The sequence below is a fragment of the Mycobacterium sp. DL440 genome, assembly GCF_011745145.1.
Lineage (GTDB): Bacteria > Actinomycetota > Actinomycetes > Mycobacteriales > Mycobacteriaceae > Mycobacterium.
Genome location: NZ_CP050191.1, coordinates 2,114,747 through 2,133,807, shown reverse-complemented (window position 1 = coordinate 2,133,807; position 19,061 = coordinate 2,114,747). Strand labels below are relative to the sequence as shown.

The 19,061-nt window shown below is 64.2% G+C and carries 14 protein-coding genes; 1 reads left to right on the top strand and 13 read right to left on the bottom strand.

The genetic code is table 11. The annotated features are described in order from the left end of the window. Positions 1-8 precede the first annotated feature (8 nt). The 8 genes from HBE63_RS10425 to HBE63_RS10390 form a co-directional block, all read right to left on the bottom strand. Positions 9-1,286 carry a glycosyltransferase gene (locus tag HBE63_RS10425; RefSeq protein ID WP_166904678.1) on the bottom strand — a complete coding sequence of 426 codons (1,278 nt, stop codon included), beginning with the start codon at positions 1,284-1,286 and terminating at the stop codon, positions 9-11. A gap of 108 nt (positions 1,287-1,394) precedes the next feature. Then, positions 1,395-2,681, bottom strand: coding sequence for a hypothetical protein (locus HBE63_RS10420; RefSeq protein WP_166909637.1), 1,287 nt, complete (start codon positions 2,679-2,681; stop codon positions 1,395-1,397). 131 nt (positions 2,682-2,812) lie between these two features. Beyond that, positions 2,813-3,781 carry a sulfotransferase family protein gene (locus HBE63_RS10415; RefSeq protein WP_166904677.1) on the bottom strand — a complete coding sequence of 323 codons (969 nt, stop codon included), beginning with the start codon at positions 3,779-3,781 and terminating at the stop codon, positions 2,813-2,815. 120 nt (positions 3,782-3,901) lie between these two features. Then, a complete protein-coding gene (locus HBE63_RS10410) occupies positions 3,902-4,240 on the bottom strand; it encodes a hemophore-related protein (RefSeq protein WP_166909635.1) in 339 nt (112 codons plus the stop codon). A 100-nt stretch (positions 4,241-4,340) separates the two neighbouring features. Further along, entirely contained in the window at positions 4,341-7,208 is a 2,868-nt protein-coding gene (locus tag HBE63_RS10405; RefSeq protein WP_166904676.1) for an RND family transporter, read from the bottom strand. Positions 7,209-7,248: 40 nt separating this feature from the next. Further along, positions 7,249-10,149, bottom strand: a complete 2,901-nt coding sequence (locus HBE63_RS10400; RefSeq protein ID WP_166904675.1) for an RND family transporter — start codon at positions 10,147-10,149, stop codon at positions 7,249-7,251. Continuing rightward, on the bottom strand, positions 10,146-10,556 hold the full coding sequence (locus HBE63_RS10395; RefSeq protein WP_082448958.1) for an MmpS family transport accessory protein: 411 nt from the start codon (positions 10,554-10,556) through the stop codon (positions 10,146-10,148). The genes HBE63_RS10400 and HBE63_RS10395 overlap by 4 nt, the downstream gene beginning before the upstream one ends. 911 nt (positions 10,557-11,467) lie before the next feature. Further along, positions 11,468-12,403: a hypothetical protein gene (locus tag HBE63_RS10390; RefSeq protein ID WP_243858593.1), complete on the bottom strand. Its 936-nt coding sequence runs from the start codon at positions 12,401-12,403 to the stop codon at positions 11,468-11,470. Positions 12,404-12,643: 240 nt separating this feature from the next. Here HBE63_RS10390 and HBE63_RS10385 point away from each other — a divergent pair, with 240 nt between their 5' ends. Further along, positions 12,644-13,972, top strand: coding sequence for an adenylate/guanylate cyclase domain-containing protein (locus HBE63_RS10385; RefSeq protein WP_371814951.1), 1,329 nt, complete (start codon positions 12,644-12,646; stop codon positions 13,970-13,972). Here HBE63_RS10385 and HBE63_RS10380 read toward each other — a convergent pair. From HBE63_RS10380 to HBE63_RS10360, 5 genes are read right to left on the bottom strand one after another with little or no spacing between them, the layout of a single operon-like run. After that, positions 13,969-14,454, bottom strand: coding sequence for a Dps family protein (locus HBE63_RS10380; protein WP_166904674.1), 486 nt, complete (start codon positions 14,452-14,454; stop codon positions 13,969-13,971). The two genes, HBE63_RS10385 and HBE63_RS10380, sit on opposite strands and share 4 nt — an antisense overlap. Before the next feature lie 59 nt (positions 14,455-14,513). Further along, on the bottom strand, positions 14,514-16,286 hold the full coding sequence (locus HBE63_RS10375) for a DUF2339 domain-containing protein (protein ID WP_166904673.1): 1,773 nt from the start codon (positions 16,284-16,286) through the stop codon (positions 14,514-14,516). A gap of 43 nt (positions 16,287-16,329) precedes the next feature. Beyond that, on the bottom strand, positions 16,330-16,983 hold the full coding sequence (locus HBE63_RS10370) for a response regulator transcription factor (protein ID WP_166904672.1): 654 nt from the start codon (positions 16,981-16,983) through the stop codon (positions 16,330-16,332). Further along, positions 16,983-18,140, bottom strand: a complete 1,158-nt coding sequence (gene macS, locus HBE63_RS10365) for a MacS family sensor histidine kinase (protein WP_166904671.1) — start codon at positions 18,138-18,140, stop codon at positions 16,983-16,985. Before macS ends, HBE63_RS10370 begins: the two co-directional genes overlap by 1 nt. Before the next feature lie 57 nt (positions 18,141-18,197). Next, positions 18,198-19,055 (bottom strand): sulfurtransferase, encoded by an 858-nt coding sequence (locus HBE63_RS10360; RefSeq protein WP_166904670.1) that lies wholly within the window; start codon positions 19,053-19,055, stop codon positions 18,198-18,200. Positions 19,056-19,061: the final 6 nt, after the last annotated feature.

Below are 19,061 nucleotides of genomic sequence, written 5' to 3'. Positions count from 1 at the left end.
TTACCACGTCAGGCAGAACGCCCTGATCGGGCGAACCGCTCGAGGTGGTCAGCGGTACTGCCAACGCTGTCGTCCGGTGTGGTCATCTCAGTAGCGATCTCGCGAGCCCGGGCGACGTACTTCGGGTCGAGAACCATGCGCAGGTCTGCGACGAGCCGTTCACTGGTCGCGGCCGAGATACGCCTTCCGAAACCAACTTTCAGCCGTTCGACGCGACCTGCCCAGATCGCCTGATCGAGCGCCGTCCAGTAGACGAGCATCGGTACACCTGCCCGCAGTCCCGCGGACATCGTGCCCATCCCACCGTGGTGCACAAGGACGCGGCAAGCCGGAAACACGGCCGCGAAATTCATCGTGCCGACGACCTTGACCTGGTCGGAGTCAGGGTCCTGGTTGAAGTCACTAGAGCCGGCGCACACCAACGCCCGCTCCCCCAACTCCGCACAAGCCGCCTTGATCATCGCCAGCGTGTCAGCGGGAGATTTGACTGGCGTACTGCCAAAGCTGAAGAAAATCGGGGGTGTTCCGGCGGCGACCCACGCCGCGACCTCGTCATCGCCGTCCGTTGTCAGCTCCATCGTCAGTGCACCGACAAAGGGCCTTTGGCCATTCCATTGCGCCCACTCGGCAGCCAGTCCGGGGAAACAAACCTGATCGTAGGCCTGTATTTCCAGTGATCCTCGTTCGGTGATCCGTCGTGGTGAGGAACCGGTGGCCTTCGGCAGACCCAGTTGGCGACGTTGCGCGTCGTCGAACTTCTTCACCCCGCGCCAATTCGCCCACTCGTACACCTTCAGCGCGGAACGTCCCAACGAGGGCGGCAGGAATCCCAGCATCCGACCGTTGGGCCGCACCGGTGAGACGTGCACGGTGGCCATCGGAATGCCGTAGTACTCGGCGACATTCACCGCCGGCGGCTCGAAGTTCAGAAAAGTGATGAGCAGGTCCGCGCCGTCAGTCAGTGACGTCAGTGTCGAACTGATGTCCTCCCAGAACTGGACGACGGACTCACCGATTTCGCGCATTTCGCGTATCAGTTTGATCAGTTCTTGGAACTTCCAGAAGTTACCGAAGAAACGGACCCAGAAGTCCCGGTGCGCATCCGCCCATACGGCAGTGTCCGGGCCGTAAGGGACGGTGGCAAGTCCAGCGGCCTCAGAGAACGCCACCAGGTCGGGCGGGACAGCCAAGCGCACGTCATGTCCACGGCGCTGTAGCTCACAACCGACTGCGACGCAGGGCTCCACGTCACCGCGAGTGCCATAGCTTGCCAGTACCAACTTCATCGCGCGTCTCTCGACATGAACTCTCCAGTCCGACCTGTTGCGAACAACGCTGCGGCACCTGATCTTCGGGGTTGAACGGTCAAGGCTACCCACGGCCCAGCAGGTACGTCAGTGGATCTCGCCGACAAGATCAAAATCAGCCAGTGTGCGCGCAGCCAGTTCGCGCAATGCGGGTGTCGTATTCTCTGCACCGGGTTGGTAGGCGCCGACGCTGATGAAGATCTTGCCACTCAAGCGTCCAGAGAGAATTACCAATCGGCCGCCCGTCCGCTCAAGGAGCTGTCGCGATTCTCTTTGCCCGGTCGTCCGCGCATTGGCGAACTCGGCCAAGGTGCCGTCGGCCTGGCCGATGAACGAGCTGAGATCGCCCAGATAAGAACAGAACACCGCTTGGTCGGGGTCAGCTGGCGCTCTGGCGACCATCTGTTTCAGCATCCGCTTGGGCACAAACGATGGCAGCCACAGGAGCTGCTTGGACTCCTCTGATTCCTCTTTCAAGGTCGCCAGCGTCTGCTTGATGGCGGCACGGACGTCGCGCAGATCCGTTGTGACCGGCGTCGGGTCGATGGTGACGCGCGCGTACGACAATGCCATCGCGCGTGTGTCGTCCTCGGTGCGGTCGCTGATCGGGATCTGGAGGGTGACAGCGCCGTCCATGTCGCGTGCGCGGCCGATCCGTTCGCCGAACTTCGCGGCAAAGGCCGCGGCCAGGGTGTGACTCGCTCCGCCGAGAGCTTCCGCTCGCGCGTCCCACTCCCCCAGGTCGACGTAGATGGTCAGGGCCGGCACAAGGACAACGTCATCGGAGACAACTGCCTTGCTCGGGACGGGCCGCGGTGCCGACGAAGGATGATCCTGAGCCTTGGTGCGAGTTTGCTTCCGGGCCGATTTCACTGCCGTGACAAGCGCTCGGGCAGCCTGAGGCACGTCGCGTGCTGTCTGTCGGGCATCCTGGACCAACGCTTGCAGTCGAGTGCGTGACAGTGGCGGCGGATACCCGAGATCGCGCGTTTTACCCAGTGTCCCTTCGACAATCACGAGCGCGAGCCCAAGCCCGTCGATCAAGTTATGCGAGAGCACCAGGCTGATCGCGGTCGAGCCGTCATCGAGAGGAAGGACACCGATGTGCCAGCCCCGACCCGATTCGGCATCGACGGGAAGCTGTGAGCGTTCATCGACCCAGTTACTGAGATCAGCGCGCGGGCGAGTCGACCCGGCGATGTCGACATCTGACGGCCCCCGATCCAGGACCCATCGATGCCGGGCGACGGGCAGCGCCGGACGCTCGATCCGACGACCCAACAAACCCTCGCCGAGATTGTGGTGAAAACGTCGCAGCCCATCGAGATCGATGGCGCGGTCGTACAGCCACGTGACCTGTATGACCACGTTCATGCCTGCCGCGCGATGTTCTGCCAACAACGCTTCGTCCGCCAACGCGAGCCGATTGTCCGGCCGCAGCGGATCTTTGAATGCGCGGCGCGTTCTCAACGATTCGCGTGCACGACTTGCTCGCCCTGCCACCGTCAGGCCCAAGTTCCACGGCGCCGGTGAGCCAGTGCAACGGCCTCGTAGCGAAACTTCAGGATTGATGGCCGGATGAATCTGTTGAGCTTGTTCAAGCGGACGGAATTCTCGAACACCGTCCGGAAACCCTGTTCGCTCGCACGATATCCCGCGTACACGCGATCCAGTTCGGCTTGGTCCAAGGGCTCATCGCGGGCTGCCGCGCTCAGCGCCCCATAGACGGCAGAAATCCAGTCTGTCCCGAAAGTTTCCGTCACCGGGCCGGTGTGCCGTTGGCGGTGGAGATCCGGCGTGAGGAACTCCTCGATTGCGCCCTCGTCGCGAGTCTCCAGATCGATCCCCAAGGCCAGTGAAATCCGTTTGACTTCCCGACGCCAATCCTCGAGAAGGTTGGCGTACTCGACGAACACGCGCGGCAGCTCGCGGGTGTCACGCTCGGCCAACAGATTGAATTTGAGCCACAAGGCGCTCCCGAGCTCCGGTGATGTCAGAAAATCCGCGGAACCCGATGCGATGACTTCCTGCGGGGGACGCACCATGTTCACCACAGCGATGTCAAAGCCGGCCTGCCGTGTGGCTTCGAACCACAAACTGGACAGCAGCGTTATCTGCAGGTCCTTGATGAGCACGAGGGGCGCAGCCGGCAACGTGGCGAGAAACTGGCCAATCTTGTTGATACAGGCGGCCTTCTGGCCGGCATCGAACCCCCCGTCCTCCTGCAGGCGCAGCGACGAATCGAACACCGCGCTGCCGTGGCTGCGCAAGATCGTGTTGTTGAGATGGAGAGACGCACGCGGCTCCCAGTAACCACGCGGGTTGCGCGGGTCGGCGCCCGACAGCCCGGCCGGGAGCGTGGCGCCGCACAGGGAGAGGACCCGCGTAACCGCGGATGTTCCCGATCGAGGCACACCCAACACGAACAATGCGACCGGACGGGCCGCAGAACCACTGTTACCGGCGGGGTTCACAGGCAAAACTCCTCGAATAGCGCGCCGGTGCATCGGCTCTGACTCTTGACGGCAGAATAATCGGGTGGTGCGGCGCCATTGTCGTGAAATACCCTGTGCCGCAGCCTCACCACTTCCCGATCAGAAGTTGTTGCAGGTGTTGAAGGCTTGTTCGATGGTGCCGAGGTACGGCTGAAACATCGGAGCGGCCGCCACATCCTGGGCTGTTCTCGCCCGCTTTTCCGGTGGGTCAGCTACGAATTGGCGCAAGCCCTTCTGCAGTATCGGCGATTGATCGAATGCCATCCGCACTTGTGGGTCCTGCGCGTCGAGCGCTGACACCAACTGCGGATAAGTGCACGTTGTGTTGATGGCCGAATCCAAATTTGGCCCCGCGGATGCGATCCCGGCTCCAGCGGTCAACGACAAAGCCAGGCCCCCGAGCCCGACGGCCAGTCTGGTCAACGAAAGACGGAACATATTCAAAACTCCCTTCCTACCATTGCTCCCGACCATCCCGACTGTAATCGGCGTGGCCAGATATCACCCGTGCTTTGTGCAGGTCGACGATGGCTCGAAATCAGGCCTCCTGCTTGACCAGTGGATCAGCAGGCACTGTCACCGGGCCGAGAACCGGACTGGAGGGCCGCTGGCGCACCCTCAGCGGCCACCAGAACCAACGCCCCAGCAGCGCGGCGATCGCCGGCGTCATGAATGCACGCACCACCAAGGTGTCGAACAACAAACCCAAACCGATGGTGGAACCCACCTGACCGATGATGCGCAGATCGCTGACCACCATCGACAACATGGTGAACGCGAACACCAGGCCCGCGGTCGTCACCACCTTGCCCGTGCCGCCCATGGCCCGGATGATGCCCGTGTTGATCCCGGCGCCGACCTCTTCCTTCATGCGCGATACCAGCAACAGGTTGTAATCCGAACCCACCGCCAACAGCACGATCACCGACATCGCCAAGACGAGCCAGTGCAGTTCGATGCCGAGAATGTGCTGCCACACCAGCACCGAAAGCCCGAACGCCGCACCGAGCGAAAGCGCGACCGTACCCACGATCACCAGGGCGGCCACGAAACTACGCGTGACCACCAGCATGATGCCGAAGATCAGGCAGAGCGCCGCGACACCCGCGATCAAGAGGTCGTATTTTGACCCGTCTCGCAAATCCTTATATGTCGCAGCGGTTCCGGCTAGGTGGATGGAAGCGTTCTGCAGCGGCGTCACCTTGATCGCCTCCTCGGCCGCCGTCCGCACGGCATCGACCCGGGAAATGCCCTCGGGAGTTCCAGGATCACCCCGGTGCGTGAGGATCAGCCGGACAGCCTTCCCGTCGGGCGAAAAGAACAGGCTCATCGCGCGTTGGAAGTCCTTGTTCTCGAACACTTCCGGCGGCAGATAAAAGGAGTCGTCGTTCTGCGAGGCGTCGTAGATCTTTCCCATCGCGCTGGCGTTGGACGTCGTCTCGTCCATGATCGCGATCATTCCGGACATGGTGCTGTGCATTGTGAGCATCATGGTTCGCATCGACTTCATGATCTCGATCATCGGCGGCAACTGAGTGACAAGCTGGGCCTGCAACCCATCCATCTTCACCAAGTTGTCGAGAAGTTTGTGCATCTGAAGGCTGAGCTTGTCGGTGCTGTCAAGCGCGTCGAACACTGATCGAATGGCGAAGCAAATGGGAATGTCGTAGCAGTGGCCTTCCCAATACAAGTAATTGCGAATCGGCCGGAAGAAGTCATCGAAATTCGAAACGGTGGCCATCAAATCATCAGTAAGTTCGGCAGTCTCCCCGGTCACCTCGACGGTGTTGTGAGTGATCGAGCCGATCAACTTCATCAGATTGTGAGTGCCCTCCATCTGGGTGATCATTCTCTGCATGTCGTCCGCCTGCTTCAGCATGCCCTCCATGCGATCTTTCGCGAATGGCACGATCTGACGAAGGCCGGCGCTTTGCAGGCTGATTTGAAACGGTATCGACGTGCGCTCGATCGGGCTGCCCTCAGGCCGGGTAATACTCTGCACGGTGGCAATCCCCGGAACCGCGAAGATCTTCTTGGCCAGCTTATGCAGGACCAAAAAATCTGTCGGATTGCGCATATCATGGTCGGCTTCGAGCATCAGGATGTCGGGCGTCATCCGCGACTCGGGGAAATGCCGCTCGGCGGCCGCATACCCGACATTGGCCGGGATGTCTTGGGGCACATACAGCCGGTCGTCATAGCTGGTCTGATATCCGGGCAGTGCCAATAGTCCGACGAAGGCGACCGCACACGCCCCGGCAAGGATCGGCACCGGCCATCGGACCACCGCCGTGCCGACCCCCCGCCACCGGCGGACCATGAGCTTCCGCTTCGGTTCGAACAACCCAAAACGGCCGCCGACGGCAATGACGGCCGGAACCAGCGTGACCGCCACCGCGACGGCAACCGCCATCCCCACGGCGGAAGGAATGCCCATCGTCTCGAAATACGGCAGCCGGGCGAAGCTCAGACAGTAAATGGCTCCGGCGATCGTCAAACCTGAAGCCACGACCACCTTCGCAACACTGCGATAGGTGGTGTAGAACGCCGTTTCGGGATCTTCGCCGGCTTGACGCGCCTCGTGATATCGCCCGATGAAGAAGATTCCGTAATCAGTTCCCACCGCGATGCCGAGCGATACCAGGAGATTCACCGCAAATGTCGACAGACCGAGAACCTGGTGATCGCCGAGGAATGCGACGACTCCCCGAGCCGCCTGCACCTGTATTCCGACCATGGCCAGCAACAGGACGACGGTGATGATCGAGCGATACACAAAAAGCAGCACCGTGAAGATCACCACCAGCGTCACCAGCGTGATCTTCATGATCGACGTATCGCCGGCATGGTTCATGTCGGTGATCAGCGGCGAAGGGCCCGTGACATAGGCCTTCACCCCGGGCGGCGGTGGCGTCCCCGCGACGATGCCCCGTACTGCTTCCACTGATTCGTTGGCCAGCGCTTGACCTTGGTTACCCGCGAGATTCAGCTGGACATAGACACTGAGATCATCGGCGCTCTCAACACCGGACGCGGTGAGTGAGTCCCCCCAGTAATCCTGGACGTGCTGCACGTGCGTCGTATCGGCACGCAGCTGACGAACCAAATCGTCGTAATAGCGGTGCGCCTCTTCCCCGAGGGGTTTGTCACCCTCCAGGACGATCATCGCCACACTGTCGGAGTCGGATTCCTTGAACACCTCGCCCATACGCTGCATCGCCTGAAACGACGGCGCATCCTTGGGAACCAGCGATACCGAGCTTTCCCGCCCGACTTGTTCCAGGGACGGAACGGCGAAGGTGACGACGGCGATGATCGCCAGCCAACCGAGGATGATCGGCACCGACAGCCGATAGATCATCCGAGCGATCAATGGTGGCCGGTCGCTTGTGTGCCGATTGCTCATGCGGCCTTCACCGCACAGAAGGAGGACGCGTTCATGACAGTCAGCGCTCTTCCCTCTGCAGGATGGAACGCACAAGCTGGCCGCGGCCGGAGGGGCGCCCTGCTGCACTGAGGGGGCGTGGATGCACCCGCTGCGGCCACCAGAACCACCGCCCCAGCAGCGCGGCGATCGCCGGTGTCATGAACGCCCGTACCACCAAGGTGTCGAACAACAGACCGACGCCGATGGTGGCACCCAACTGCCCGATGGTGACCAGATCACTGACCACCATCGCCAACATGGTGAACGCGAACACCAGGCCGGCGGCCGTCACCACTTTGCCGCTGCCGCCCATGGCCCGGATGATGCCGGTATTGATCCCGGCGCCGATCTCCTCTTTCATCCGAGACACCAGTAGCAGGTTGTAGTCAGAACCCACCGCCAACAGCACGATCACGGACATCGCCAGCACAACCCAGTTCAACGGCATACCGAGGATGTGCTGCCAGATGAGCACAGAGAGCCCGAAGGCCGCGCCGAGCGAAAGCGCCACCGTGCCCACGATCACCAGCGCGGCGACAAAGCTCCGCGTCACCACCAGCATGATGCCGAAAATGAGGCAGAGCGCTGCGACAGCCGCGATCAGAAGATCGTATTTGGACGCTTCCACCAGGTCTTTCACGGACGCTGCGGTGCCTGTGAGATAGATCGTGGCATTTTGCAGTGGCGTGCCCTTGAGTGCTTCTTCGGCCGCGGTTTCGATCGGGTCGACCAGCGACATGCCCTCAGTCGTTGCCGGGTCACCCCGTTGGGTGATGAGCATGCGGGCGGCCTTCCCGTCCGGAGACAGGAAGATGTCCATGACGCGCTGGAAGTCCTTGTTCTCGAAGACTTCCGGAGGCAGGTAGAAGGAATCGTCGTTCTGGGCGGCGTCGAATGCCTTGCCCATTGCGGTGGCGTTGTCGGACGTCGCCTCCATTTGATCCATGATCCCGGACATGGTGCTGTGCATCGTCAGCATCATGGTTCGGGTGGATTCCATGGTCGAGATCATCACCGGAAACTGAGCGGCCAATTGCGGCAGAATTGCGTCGAGTTGATCCAGGTTGTTGACCAGGGAAACCATCTTGACGGTAATTTGGTCAATACCGTCGAGCGTGTCGAAAACCCCTCTGATCGACGAACATATCGGAATCGTGTAGCAGTGCGGTTCCCAGTAGAAGTAGTTCCGGATCGGTCGGAAGAAATCGTCGAAGTTCGCAACGTGATCGCGCAGTTGATTGGTCACCGTTTGCAGCTCGTGGGTATCGGCGACCATTTGATGTGTCGTGGCGACCATCTCTTGCGTCAATGCCTGCATGCGCTTGACGATGGCTATCGTTTTCGTCATGTCGTCGGCCTGCACCAGCAGATCGTCCATTCGATCCTTCTGGAACGGCATCAAATGTGTCTGAGACGCATTGCTCATGCTGAGCATGAATGGAATCGTTGAGTGTTTGAGCGGCTCGCCGGCGGGGCGAGTCGGCGCCTGAACCATGGAAACTCCCGGCACGGACTGCACGCCCTTGGCCAATTTGTTCAGGGTCAGAAAGTCGATCGGATTCCGCATGTCGTGGTCGGCCTCGATCAACAGAATATCGGGCGCCATCATCAATGACTGGGGAAAATGTCGCGTCGCAGCCGCATAACCCACGTTGGCGGGGATGTCCTGCGGGATGTAGTTCTGGTCGTTGTAGCTCGGTTTGTACGCGGGAAGCGCCAGCAGGCCGATGAGCGAGACCGCGCACGTCGCGACGAGAATGGGCCCCGGCCACCGAACGACGGCCGTGCCCACCTTCCGCCACCGACGGGTGGTGAGCTTCCGCTTCGGTTCGAACAGCCCGAAGCGGCTGCCCACGGCGATGACCGCAGGCACGAGTGTGACAGCCACCAATACGGCGGCAGCCATGCCCACGGCCGTGGGAATGCCGAGAGTTTGATAGACCGGCAGGCGGGTGAAGTGCAGACAGAGAATCGCTCCGGCGATCGTCATGCCGGAACCCACGACCACCTTCGCGACGCTACTGAACGTCGTGTAGAACGCCGCCTCTTTGTCCTCGCCGGACTGGCGCGCCTCCTGGTAGCGCCCCGTGAAGAAGATGCCGTAGTCGGTGCCCGCCGCGATTGCGAGGGCCACCAACAGGTTGACGACGAACGTCGTGATACCGATGACCCCGAGACTGCCGAGTAACGCCACCACGCCTCGGGCCACCGTCAATTCGACGCCGACAACCACCAGCATGAGAATCACGGAGATGATCGATCGATAGACGAGCAGCAGCATCACGAAGATGACCGTGAGGCTCAACGACGTGACCAGCCCCACCGTCCTGTTGCCGGCCGGGCCCAGATCCGCGGCGAATGCCGCCGGTCCCGTGACATAGGTCTTGATTCCCGGCGGCGCCGGAATCCGGTCCACGATCGCGCGCATCGCCTCAACGGACTTGACCGCTGATATTTCCTGGTTGCTGGTGAGAGTCACCTGTACGTAGGTGGCCTTGCCGTCGACGCTCTGCGCGGCGCCCTGGGTCATCGGGTCGCCCCAGAAATCCTGGACGTGCACGACGTGGGTGGTGTCGGCCTTCAGCTGACGAACCATTTCGTCGTAGTAGCCGTGTGCGGCATCGCCGAGGGGCTGCTCCCCCTCCAGAACGATCATCGCGACAGCGCCGGACCCGGCTTCGCCGAACAGTTGCCCCATGCGCTGCATCGCCTCGAACGACGGTGCGGCGGTGGGATCCATCGCTACCGGATGCTCTTTCTCCACCTGCTCGAGCGAAGGCACGGCAACACTCAGGATGACGGTGACCGCCAACCATCCCAGGATGATCGGCACCGACAGAACGCGGACCATGCGTGCGATGAACGGGCGGCGCCTGGCTATCGGCAACGGCTCCGTTATCGGCTCACTGTCTGTGCTCATGCGGCCTTCAGCTGACAGAAGGTGAAGGCACTCACGCCAGTCCGGACCTTCTCGTCCTTCACCTCGTCGCCGACGAGGATGCGGCACCCGATCGAGTCAGTATTGCCTTGAGCGGAGATGTTTCCCATCGCCGTCGCATCGGAGATCGGGAAGTCCATCGACCACGGCAGTGGCGCATCCCTGATGAGCTTCGGCTCGGCATCGGCATCGAAATAGCTGATGGTCGCCAGCGTTCCCGGGGGGCCGAAGACCTCGTAAACCAGGTGCTTGGGGTCGTGGGGCCGCTTCTCCTCACGCTCGGCGCTGGTGTAGGCGGGGCGGCTCTGGCTGCCGAAGACACCGTGTAGTCGCGACACGGTAAATCCGCCTGCAACCCCCACCACCACCAGTACCAACGGAATCCACAGCCGCTTCAGGATCCTGAAAATCGCGAGTTCCTCCGACTGTCTCCGTGCCGGCACCCGGCAGGGTGCTCAATCATGCATTTGCGGATCGGATGCGAACGATCGACCCCGAATGCAGTTGCATCCGACGCCTGACCCTGCACGGAGCTTCCGCAAACGTGCAGCGCGCCACGATGAGCGCACCCGATCCCGAAGAGTAAACCATGCCTTCGCGTCAATATGGCGCAAACGGGTCAGATCGCCGGAATCGGTTCAACGCCTTGACAATCACCCTGAAGCCTCCCCTGCTGGCACACCAATCGACACCGCCGATGACCACCGCAGATCGGGCGCCGCCGAGCCGGTGCCAAAAGGCCACGAGGCTAGGTGCCAGCTATGAATTTGCCATGAAAGGACCACGAAGTGTGCCATTGCTGCAGGTAGGCCGAAGGATGTTATCTCGCGACGATGAATCCATCCAAACGCACACACTGATGGTGACAGCCGCGCGGCACTCAGGTCACCTCAACGTCCGGCGCCAGGTCCCGTATGGACTGCCGAATCGTGCGGGGCCGCGGCACCGCACCGGCGGGATACACGATGGTCATGTTTGTCCGTGGGTTGGTGGTGCGGATCGCCCACACGTGGGTGTACACCACGCCGCCGGTGCTTCCGGTGGCTCACCCTTCGGTTCAGCCGTGGACGCGCAACGAGAGGCGACGACCCCGAAGCCGCAAACCATGAGCAGGGCTCCCGTCAGCGCGGCCCATGGCGAGCCCGACAACTCTCCGCGGACCCAACCCCCTACCACGAGTAGTCCCCCGGCGACCGAGCCGATGGCCGCAGCGACGAACACCCACACCAGCGGACCCTTCCGGCACACCCCGGCAGCGGACTGTCCCCGGTCATGCTCACCGCGCGTCATTGCTGTGCCGCTACGGCAGGAACCGGGCGATCTGCGGTGACGGCAGCGTCTGCGCGGCGCGCGCCTGCCGGAAACCCACGGCTCCACCTGCCGCCGTCATCAACAGCATGCCGCCCAGCCCTGGCAGCACGGCGAACAGCAGGTCGCTTGTGCTGGCCATGCGCAGATAGTCGGCGTATCCGAGCCGGAAGGACTCCGGCACGGCAGGCACCGAAACCATTTGTGCCGCTGGCGGTTCTGACCGCAGCGCTGGATTGGTCGGTGCGCTCGGGACCGCCGGCGGCATCCCTACCGGCGGTGCCGCGGGCACCGGGACCGAGATGACCGGGGCGGGCGGCGCCACCACCGGCGCCGGAGCGACCGGAGGCGTAGCGATTGCCGGAGCGGGTGCGGCGGGAAGCTTGGGCGGGGCCGACCGGATGACGATCGTCCGACTGCTCGGGGCCGTTGGCACCGGCGCGAGGCCGGGGGCCCGGCCTAGGTTTCCGTTGGTCGGCGCCCCGGCTGCTCCACCTCCTCCGCCACCGCCCGACACAACAGCGGACGGGGCCTGGGTAGTGCCACCGGTGACGGCCGCGGTGGGAGCCTGGGCGATCCCGCCCGACAGGACTGCCGACGGCGCCTGCCCGGTCGAGCCGACGCGGGCCGACTGCGGTGATTGGGCGAAGGTCCCGGAGCGCGCCGCAGTCCCCGGAGCCTCGCCGACGCCCACCTTCGTGGCCCCGGCCTTAGCGGTCCCGGTGTTGGTGCCGACCTTTGACTCGGGCTTGGAACTTTTGGAAGCCCTCGGCCCGCCGAGACTGCCTCCGGAATTCTTGACTCCGCCGCCGCGCTGCGGGCCCACCTTGGCCGCTGGACTGGACTTCTTGTTCTTCTTCTTGTGATCGAAGAGGTCGTGGATGTCGACGCCGAACAAATGAGCCGAAGCCACTGCGCTGCCGGCCATGCCAGGTCCTACGACCATGGCGCCACAAGCGATCGCGCAGCCAGCTGCAGTGTTACGCAACCATGACTGGTCCACGAAGAGGTCCCCCCCGAGCAGATCGGCGGCACTACTGCCGCGCTCACTGGAACAAGTTCTTATTGTGACATACCGGCATTCCGTCGGATTTGCTGGACCATGATTCGAAATAGCGACCGCGTCAATGTCGGCCAATCCGGCGGCTTGCGGCGATACCCTCTATCCGTGGTGGTCAGCGAGTTCCGCCGGTCCGTGTGCATACCTGAGATGGCATTGAACAACCGCGTCCCAGCCCGCACTCGGCACTACGCCGAGAGCGCGTCGAGCCGCCTGCGGGTGTTGACCATTGCGACGTGCCTTGCGGCCGCGGTATCCGGGGGATTCGGGGTCTTCCAACTGGTCCTCGGCGGGCCGATGTGGCGGTTCGGATTCGTCAACCTCGGATCCGCCGCGTTGTTCCTGCTGGTGCCGCTGCTGTACCGGTTCGGTGAACTGATCGCTCCACTGGCGTTCTTCCTGTTCGCCTACGTATCGGTGTCGACGATGTGCTTCGCGGTCGGGACCGGTTCGGGACTGCAGTTCTACTTCGTGGTGGCAGCGTCGCTGGCGGTGCTGGTGCTGGGGATCGAGCGCATCGTGCTGGCCGGGACGTTGACGGCGCTGGCGGTGGCCGCCGCGATCGTGCTGGAAGTCCTGGTTCCCAACGATCGGGGCCTGGGGCCACCGTGGGCACTGACCGCGGGCTTCGTCCTTTCGGCGGTCTCGGCCGGAGTAATGGTGTTTGCCACAGTCTGGATGTCGCTACGTGAGATCGCTCGGGCCGAACAGGCGATGGAAGCCGAATATCAGCGGTCCGAGCAACTGCTGGCCAACATTCTGCCGGCCACGATCGCCCAGCGGCTCAAGGAACCGTCACGCACGATCATCGCCGACAAGTACGACGACGCCTCGATCCTGTTCGCCGATATCGCCGGTTACACCGAACGGGCCGGCGACATCACGCCTACGGAACTGGTGCGCTTTCTGGACCGGCTCTACACCGATCTCGATGCGCTGGTGGATCGCCACGGGTTGGAGAAGGTGAAAACCAGCGGTGACTCCTACATGGTGGTGGCCGGGGTGCCCAAGCCACGCACGGATCACATCGAGGCTCTGGCCTGCCTGGCGCTCGATCTGGCGGACGCTGTCGCCGACCTGAAGGACCCGCGGGGGCGCGCGGTGCCATTGCGGATCGGCCTGGCCGCCGGACCCGTGGTGGCCGGGGTGGTCGGTGCCCGCAAGTTCTTCTATGACGTCTGGGGCGACGCGGTCAACGTCGCCTCACGCATGGAGACCACTGACGTTGCTGGGCGAATTCAGGTGCCGCACAACGTCTATGAGCGGATCAGCCATGCGTTCGTGCTTGAGGAACGCGGCGATGTCGAGATCAAGGGCAAGGGTTTGATGCACACCTGGTACCTGGTGGGGCGCCGCGACGACGAGGCGGTACGCACCCGTCTGGAAAGCACCAGTCCGGCGCGTACCGCCTCGGTCGTGCCGCCGAGCAGTGGTTAAACCTTGCGGTTCTCCGACTTGATCAGCCACGCCAGCTTTTCCAGACCATCGATCAACTGGTGCAGGATGTCGGCGGTGGTCGGGTCGTGCGCATCGACGGGATCGTGCACGCCACGCAACGTGCCCACCGTGGCGTAGATCCGCGTGGTGATGAGGTCGACCACCTCGTCGGTGCTGCGCTCGTAGGCGGGGAACTCCGGCAACGTCGTGCTACCCACGACGGTGTCCGACCGTCCGTCGGGTACGGCGTCCAGTGCACGCATCCGTTCGGCGATGGTGTCGCTGCCCTCCCTGGCGAAATCGACGACCTCGTCGAGCTGGAGATGCAGATCCCGGAAGTTGGTGCCGACCACGTTCCAATGCGCCTGCTTGCCCTGTATGCCCAGCTCGATCAGGTCGACCAGCACCTGCTGCAGGTGGCCGCTGAGCTCGGGCACGGCCTGGTACCCCTGGATATCGGATTCGATTCGACGTGTACTCATGCCAGATACAACGGCCGCCAATCTGGAATGACTCCAAATTATGGAAGATGTGAGCACGTTCACACCGGCCGGTGGTCAGCCGCCTGGTCCTGCTGATTGAGCAGCCGCGCATATCCCGCACCCATGCCCAACAGCGCCAACCCGACCACGATGAACACCGCAACCCGGAAGATTCCGTCAAGAGTCCCCAGATCGAACAGGAACAGTTTGGCCATGGCCGCCGCGACGAGCGCCATGCCTCCGCCGATCGGCAGCGACCGCTGCGCCTTCGCCCGTCGCGCCGCATATCCGAGGAGGCCGGCCGCCACCGCGATCCAGCAGATGGTCGCCACCATGTGACCACCGAAGAAGCCGGCCCCGGTGCCGGCGATGGCGACGCCGGCCGTCACGGCGAACACGGTGAGCGCATATCCGGCTACGAGGGCCGCCGCTGCCCACACCAGTCGGAGCACCTCCTGATCCCCCGCGCCCTCGACAGACCATGCCCACGAGATCGCGGCGGCCGCGGAGATCGCCAGTACGCTGCCGATCAGCACCGAAACCGTAAGCCCTGGAGATAGTTTCGTGGCCTCAATCAAGGTGTCGGGGCCGCCGTAGTCGAGGTAGATCAGACCCCCGACCACAGCCAGCCCGATGGCAATCCACCGCATCACACCCCGGCGACGCCCCGCAACGGCGACCACCGTGGCCATCGCCAACAACACCGGCCCCGCCACCGGTCCGTCGAAGGCCACCAGCACCGCGATGAGCGCGGCAACGGCCGCGAGCACCGACCAGATCTGGCGGACCACGACGCCCACCCCGGGGAAGCGCGCGCCGAGCGCCACGATCGCCGCCAAGGCCGCCGCCAACGCCGCCGCCATGAGGGCCGCGATCACCCGATCAACGCCGGCCGCGACACACAACACCGGCAGAACGCCGCACGCCGTCAGAACCGCCGTCGCCGATGGCTTTGTGGTCCAGCGCAGCACCAGCACCCCACCCGCCAACGCCAGTACTGCAGCAAGCCCGCAGGCCAGCGCGAGCAGGAGATCGGTCCGACCATCGATTGCGGCCGCGGCGAGTGCTGTCAACAACGGCAACGTGGCCGCGGCGATACGCGCGGCGTACAACCCGGTCCAGTCCCGACCGAGTTGGACGGGAAGTGCGGCGGCCGACAACGCAAGCATGAATCCGGTCAGCAACAGGGTGACCCCGTCAGTGACGACGGGCGCCAGGGCGATCAGCGGCACCAGAACCAACAAGCCCAGCTGTTCTGAGTTCCACCGCCGAGCCAGCATGAGACCGCCACCACCGATTCCGGCTGCCACCATCAGACCGACCGGCGCCGATACCCAGTCATAGATCGTGGTCATGGCGATCACATCCATGTACGCGGCCGCAACACCGGTGGCCGCCAACGCGATCGCTCCCACGCCGCCACCGGGCCGGCGATGCAGCCACCACCCGGCGCCGACCAGCCCGGCGGCCAGCACTGCACCCGCGGCGACCCTGAACTCCGGTCGCAGGATGCCGGCCTGGGCGGCCAGTACCAGCAGCAGCACCACACCGGTGAGCGTCACGGCCACCCCGGCCACCGCGAGCGCCTTGCCGATCCAGCCCTCTGAGCGCTCCGGACGCAACGCGGGCACAGGCGTCCGCGGCACCGGCGCGGGAGCGACGGGCCAGGCGACCGGCGCCGCGTAAGGCACCGGGGGCGGTACAGCCGCCGGAGCCTGATCGAGCATTCGCCCCAACTCCCCCAGATCCGCCGACACCCGGTTCATGTACGCCGAGATCGCGGCCAGATCGGACGACATCCGGGCGATCACGGCGCGATGAGATTCGCTCATGCGGTCATCGTGGCAACAAATGCGCTCGCCCAGATGAGTAGGACTACTCGTCGAGGCCATGTTCGATGGCGTAGCGGGCCAATTCGACGCGATTGGCGACCTGCAACTTGCGGAACGTCGCCTGGACGTGGTTCTCCACCGTGCGGTGGCTCAGGGACAGGCGGGTGGCGATCTGCTTGGCCGTCAACCCCTTTGCCACAAAACGCAGCACCTCGGTCTCCCGCTCGGTCAAGCTGGGGGTGGCCGGACCGTCGACCGGACGTTGGGCGATACGCCGATACTCGCCGAGGACCAGGCCGGCCAACCCCGGGGTGAACACGGCACGCCCCTCCGCCGTGGCCCGCACCGCAGCGGTCAATTCGGCTTTCGACGCGCTCTTCACCAGATACCCGGTGGCCCCGGCTTTCACCGCTTCCAGAACATCGTCGCGCTCGTCGGAGGCTGAGAGCACCAGTACCCGCGACGACGGCGACACTGTGAGCACCTCCGCGGTGGCCGTGGCGCCACTGCCGTCGGACAGGCTCATGTCCATCACCACCACGTCAGGCAGCACCACCCCGGCCCGCGTACGCGCCGAAGCCACTCCGTCGGCGGTGGCCACGACCTCGAACCCCTCGTCGGCGAGGTCGCGTGCCACCGCGTCGCGCCAGATCGGATGATCGTCGACGACCATCACCTTCAGTGTGGGCTCCGTCATCACTGTCCCCTCTCGAGTGCGTCACGGCCACCCGATGAGCGGGGCAGCGTGAGTTCCCATTCCGTGCCACATCCGGGCGCCGTGTTCAAATGCGCCTGCCCACCCAGCCAATCCATGCGGCCCACAATCGATTTCGAGATTCCCACATGACCTTCGCGGACCGCCTCGGTCAACCTTCCGTCGCCGATACCGATTCCGTCGTCGCGAATGCTCACCGTCACCGAATCGCCGAGATCCTCCAGCAGCACGAAAACCCGGGCGTCAGGTCCGGCGTGTGCGGCGGCATTGTCCAGGGCGTTGCCGGTCGCGGCGAACAACTCATGGGCGGCGTCGTGCTCGAGCAGCACGGGTTCGGCCGGCAGGCTGACCGAAACCCGATCGGAGGCCCGCGACCGCAGCAAGGCACCGATATCGGTGACGCCACCGGTGTGCACCTCCGGATCGGGCGCGCTGACCAACCTGCGCAACGCGCGCTCCTGCTCCCCGGCGAGTTCAGCCAATTGCGCTGTCTCACCACCGATTTCCCGACCTCGCCGCGAAACCAGGGCCAGCACCTGAATGGCGCCGTCGTGGACCCGTCGTGAGAATCGCTCGCGCTCTTCCAACGAGGCCGCCAACCGCACCGCACGCTCCAATTCGGCATGGGCGCGACGCGCGGTCTGAGCGGCCATCCCCACCGCGAGGCCCACCGCCAGTTCGATGACGATGGTCGCGTTGCGGCCGAGATTGATGCTGACATAGCCCTTCAACGCGGCCGCGGCAGCCATCACGGCCAGCCCGGCTCCCATCCCGCCGACCGGACCGAATTGCAGTGCCGCCGAAATGGTGGCGTTCGTCGCCCACAACGTGGTGGGCCACGACTGGTTGTCGGCGATCCAGTGCTCGGATGCCACCAATTCGGTTGAGAGCATGAGCGCCAGGACCACCACGATCTCCGCGATGACCCACGATGGACGACGGCCGAAACCTTGCAGGTAGGCAATCGCGCACGCGATGCTCCACCCGATCAGCACCGCGCACAGCCCGCCGGCCAGTACCGGACTCGTCAGATCGTCATTGATCGCGATCTGAAAGCCCAGCGCGTACAGGCAACTCAGCAAACGGAAGATCTGCGCAGCACGCCACAACGGAGTGACCGGGTCCGGGCGGCGCTGCATTGGCTCAGCATAAAGTCGCTCGTCGCCACGTAGGTGCACCGATCGTGAACGTGCGGGCTACTGCTCCCCTCGGGCCACTGGCCGAACCGGATCCGACGCCCACTCCGACCATGAGCCGGGATACAGCGCGGCCTCCACTCCGGCCGCTGCCAGGCCGGCCACTGCGAGCGCCGCGGTGACCCCCGAACCGCAGTAGGCGCCGATATCGGCGCCGTCGGCCACGCCACGATCGGCGAGCAGCGCGCGTAGCCGGGCGTCCGCAACCAGAGTGCCGTCGACGGAAAGCAACTGGGTGCTGGGCAGATTGACGGCCCCGGGGATGTGACCGGCCACCGGGTCCACGGGTTCGACGTCGCCACGGAATCGCTCCGGCGCCCTGGCGTCCAGCAGCACCTCGACCCCGGTCGTCGCCTGTTCGGCGGTCAGGGTGCGCAGCGCCCCCTTGTAGAGGTCGTCGTGGACGACAGCGACGTCCCCGGGCTGCGGTGTGACCGGGCCGGATTGCAGCGCCTCGCCCACCGCGGACCACGCCGCCAGGCCTCCGTCGAGAATGCGGACCTCCTCGATCCCGGCCGCGGTCAACACCCACCAGGCCCGGGCCGATCCGGCACGGTTCCAGTCGTCGTAGACCACGGTGGGCACACCCGTGCGCACCCCCCAACGGCGCGCCGCCGCCTGCAAGTCGGATCCCGACGGCAGCGGATGACGACCCCGGCCGGTGATGCGATGGTCGGTCAGATCCGCGTCCAGCGAGACATAGACGGCGCCGGGCAGATGGCCACTCAGGTAGGCCTGCTCACCGTCGGGCTCGGCCAACGACCAACGCACGTCCAGCACAGTGACCGGGTCCCCGGAAGCGATGAGCTCACGAAGCTCACCGGCCGTGACGAATACGTCTTTGCGTGCGGAAGCCACACCGTC

Excerpts from the sequence above, each read along its gene's own strand:
- macS (WP_166904671.1), bottom strand. The coding sequence starts at position 18,140 with ATGCAGCGCCGCCCGGACCCGGTCACTCCGTTGTGGCGTGCTGCGCAG.
- HBE63_RS10380 (WP_166904674.1), bottom strand. The coding sequence starts at position 14,454 with ATGAGTACACGTCGAATCGAATCCGATATCCAGGGGTACCAGGCCGTG.
- HBE63_RS10370 (WP_166904672.1), bottom strand. The coding sequence starts at position 16,983 with ATGACGGAGCCCACACTGAAGGTGATGGTCGTCGACGATCATCCGATC.
- HBE63_RS10425 (WP_166904678.1), bottom strand. The coding sequence starts at position 1,286 with ATGAAGTTGGTACTGGCAAGCTATGGCACTCGCGGTGACGTGGAGCCC.
- HBE63_RS10400 (WP_166904675.1), bottom strand. The coding sequence starts at position 10,149 with ATGAGCACAGACAGTGAGCCGATAACGGAGCCGTTGCCGATAGCCAGG.
- HBE63_RS10375 (WP_166904673.1), bottom strand. The coding sequence starts at position 16,286 with ATGAGCGAATCTCATCGCGCCGTGATCGCCCGGATGTCGTCCGATCTG.
- HBE63_RS10390 (WP_243858593.1), bottom strand. The coding sequence starts at position 12,403 with ATGGCCGGCAGCGCAGTGGCTTCGGCTCATTTGTTCGGCGTCGACATC.
- HBE63_RS10410 (WP_166909635.1), bottom strand. The coding sequence starts at position 4,240 with ATGTTCCGTCTTTCGTTGACCAGACTGGCCGTCGGGCTCGGGGGCCTG.
- HBE63_RS10405 (WP_166904676.1), bottom strand. The coding sequence starts at position 7,208 with ATGAGCAATCGGCACACAAGCGACCGGCCACCATTGATCGCTCGGATG.
- HBE63_RS10420 (WP_166909637.1), bottom strand. The coding sequence starts at position 2,681 with ATGAACGTGGTCATACAGGTCACGTGGCTGTACGACCGCGCCATCGAT.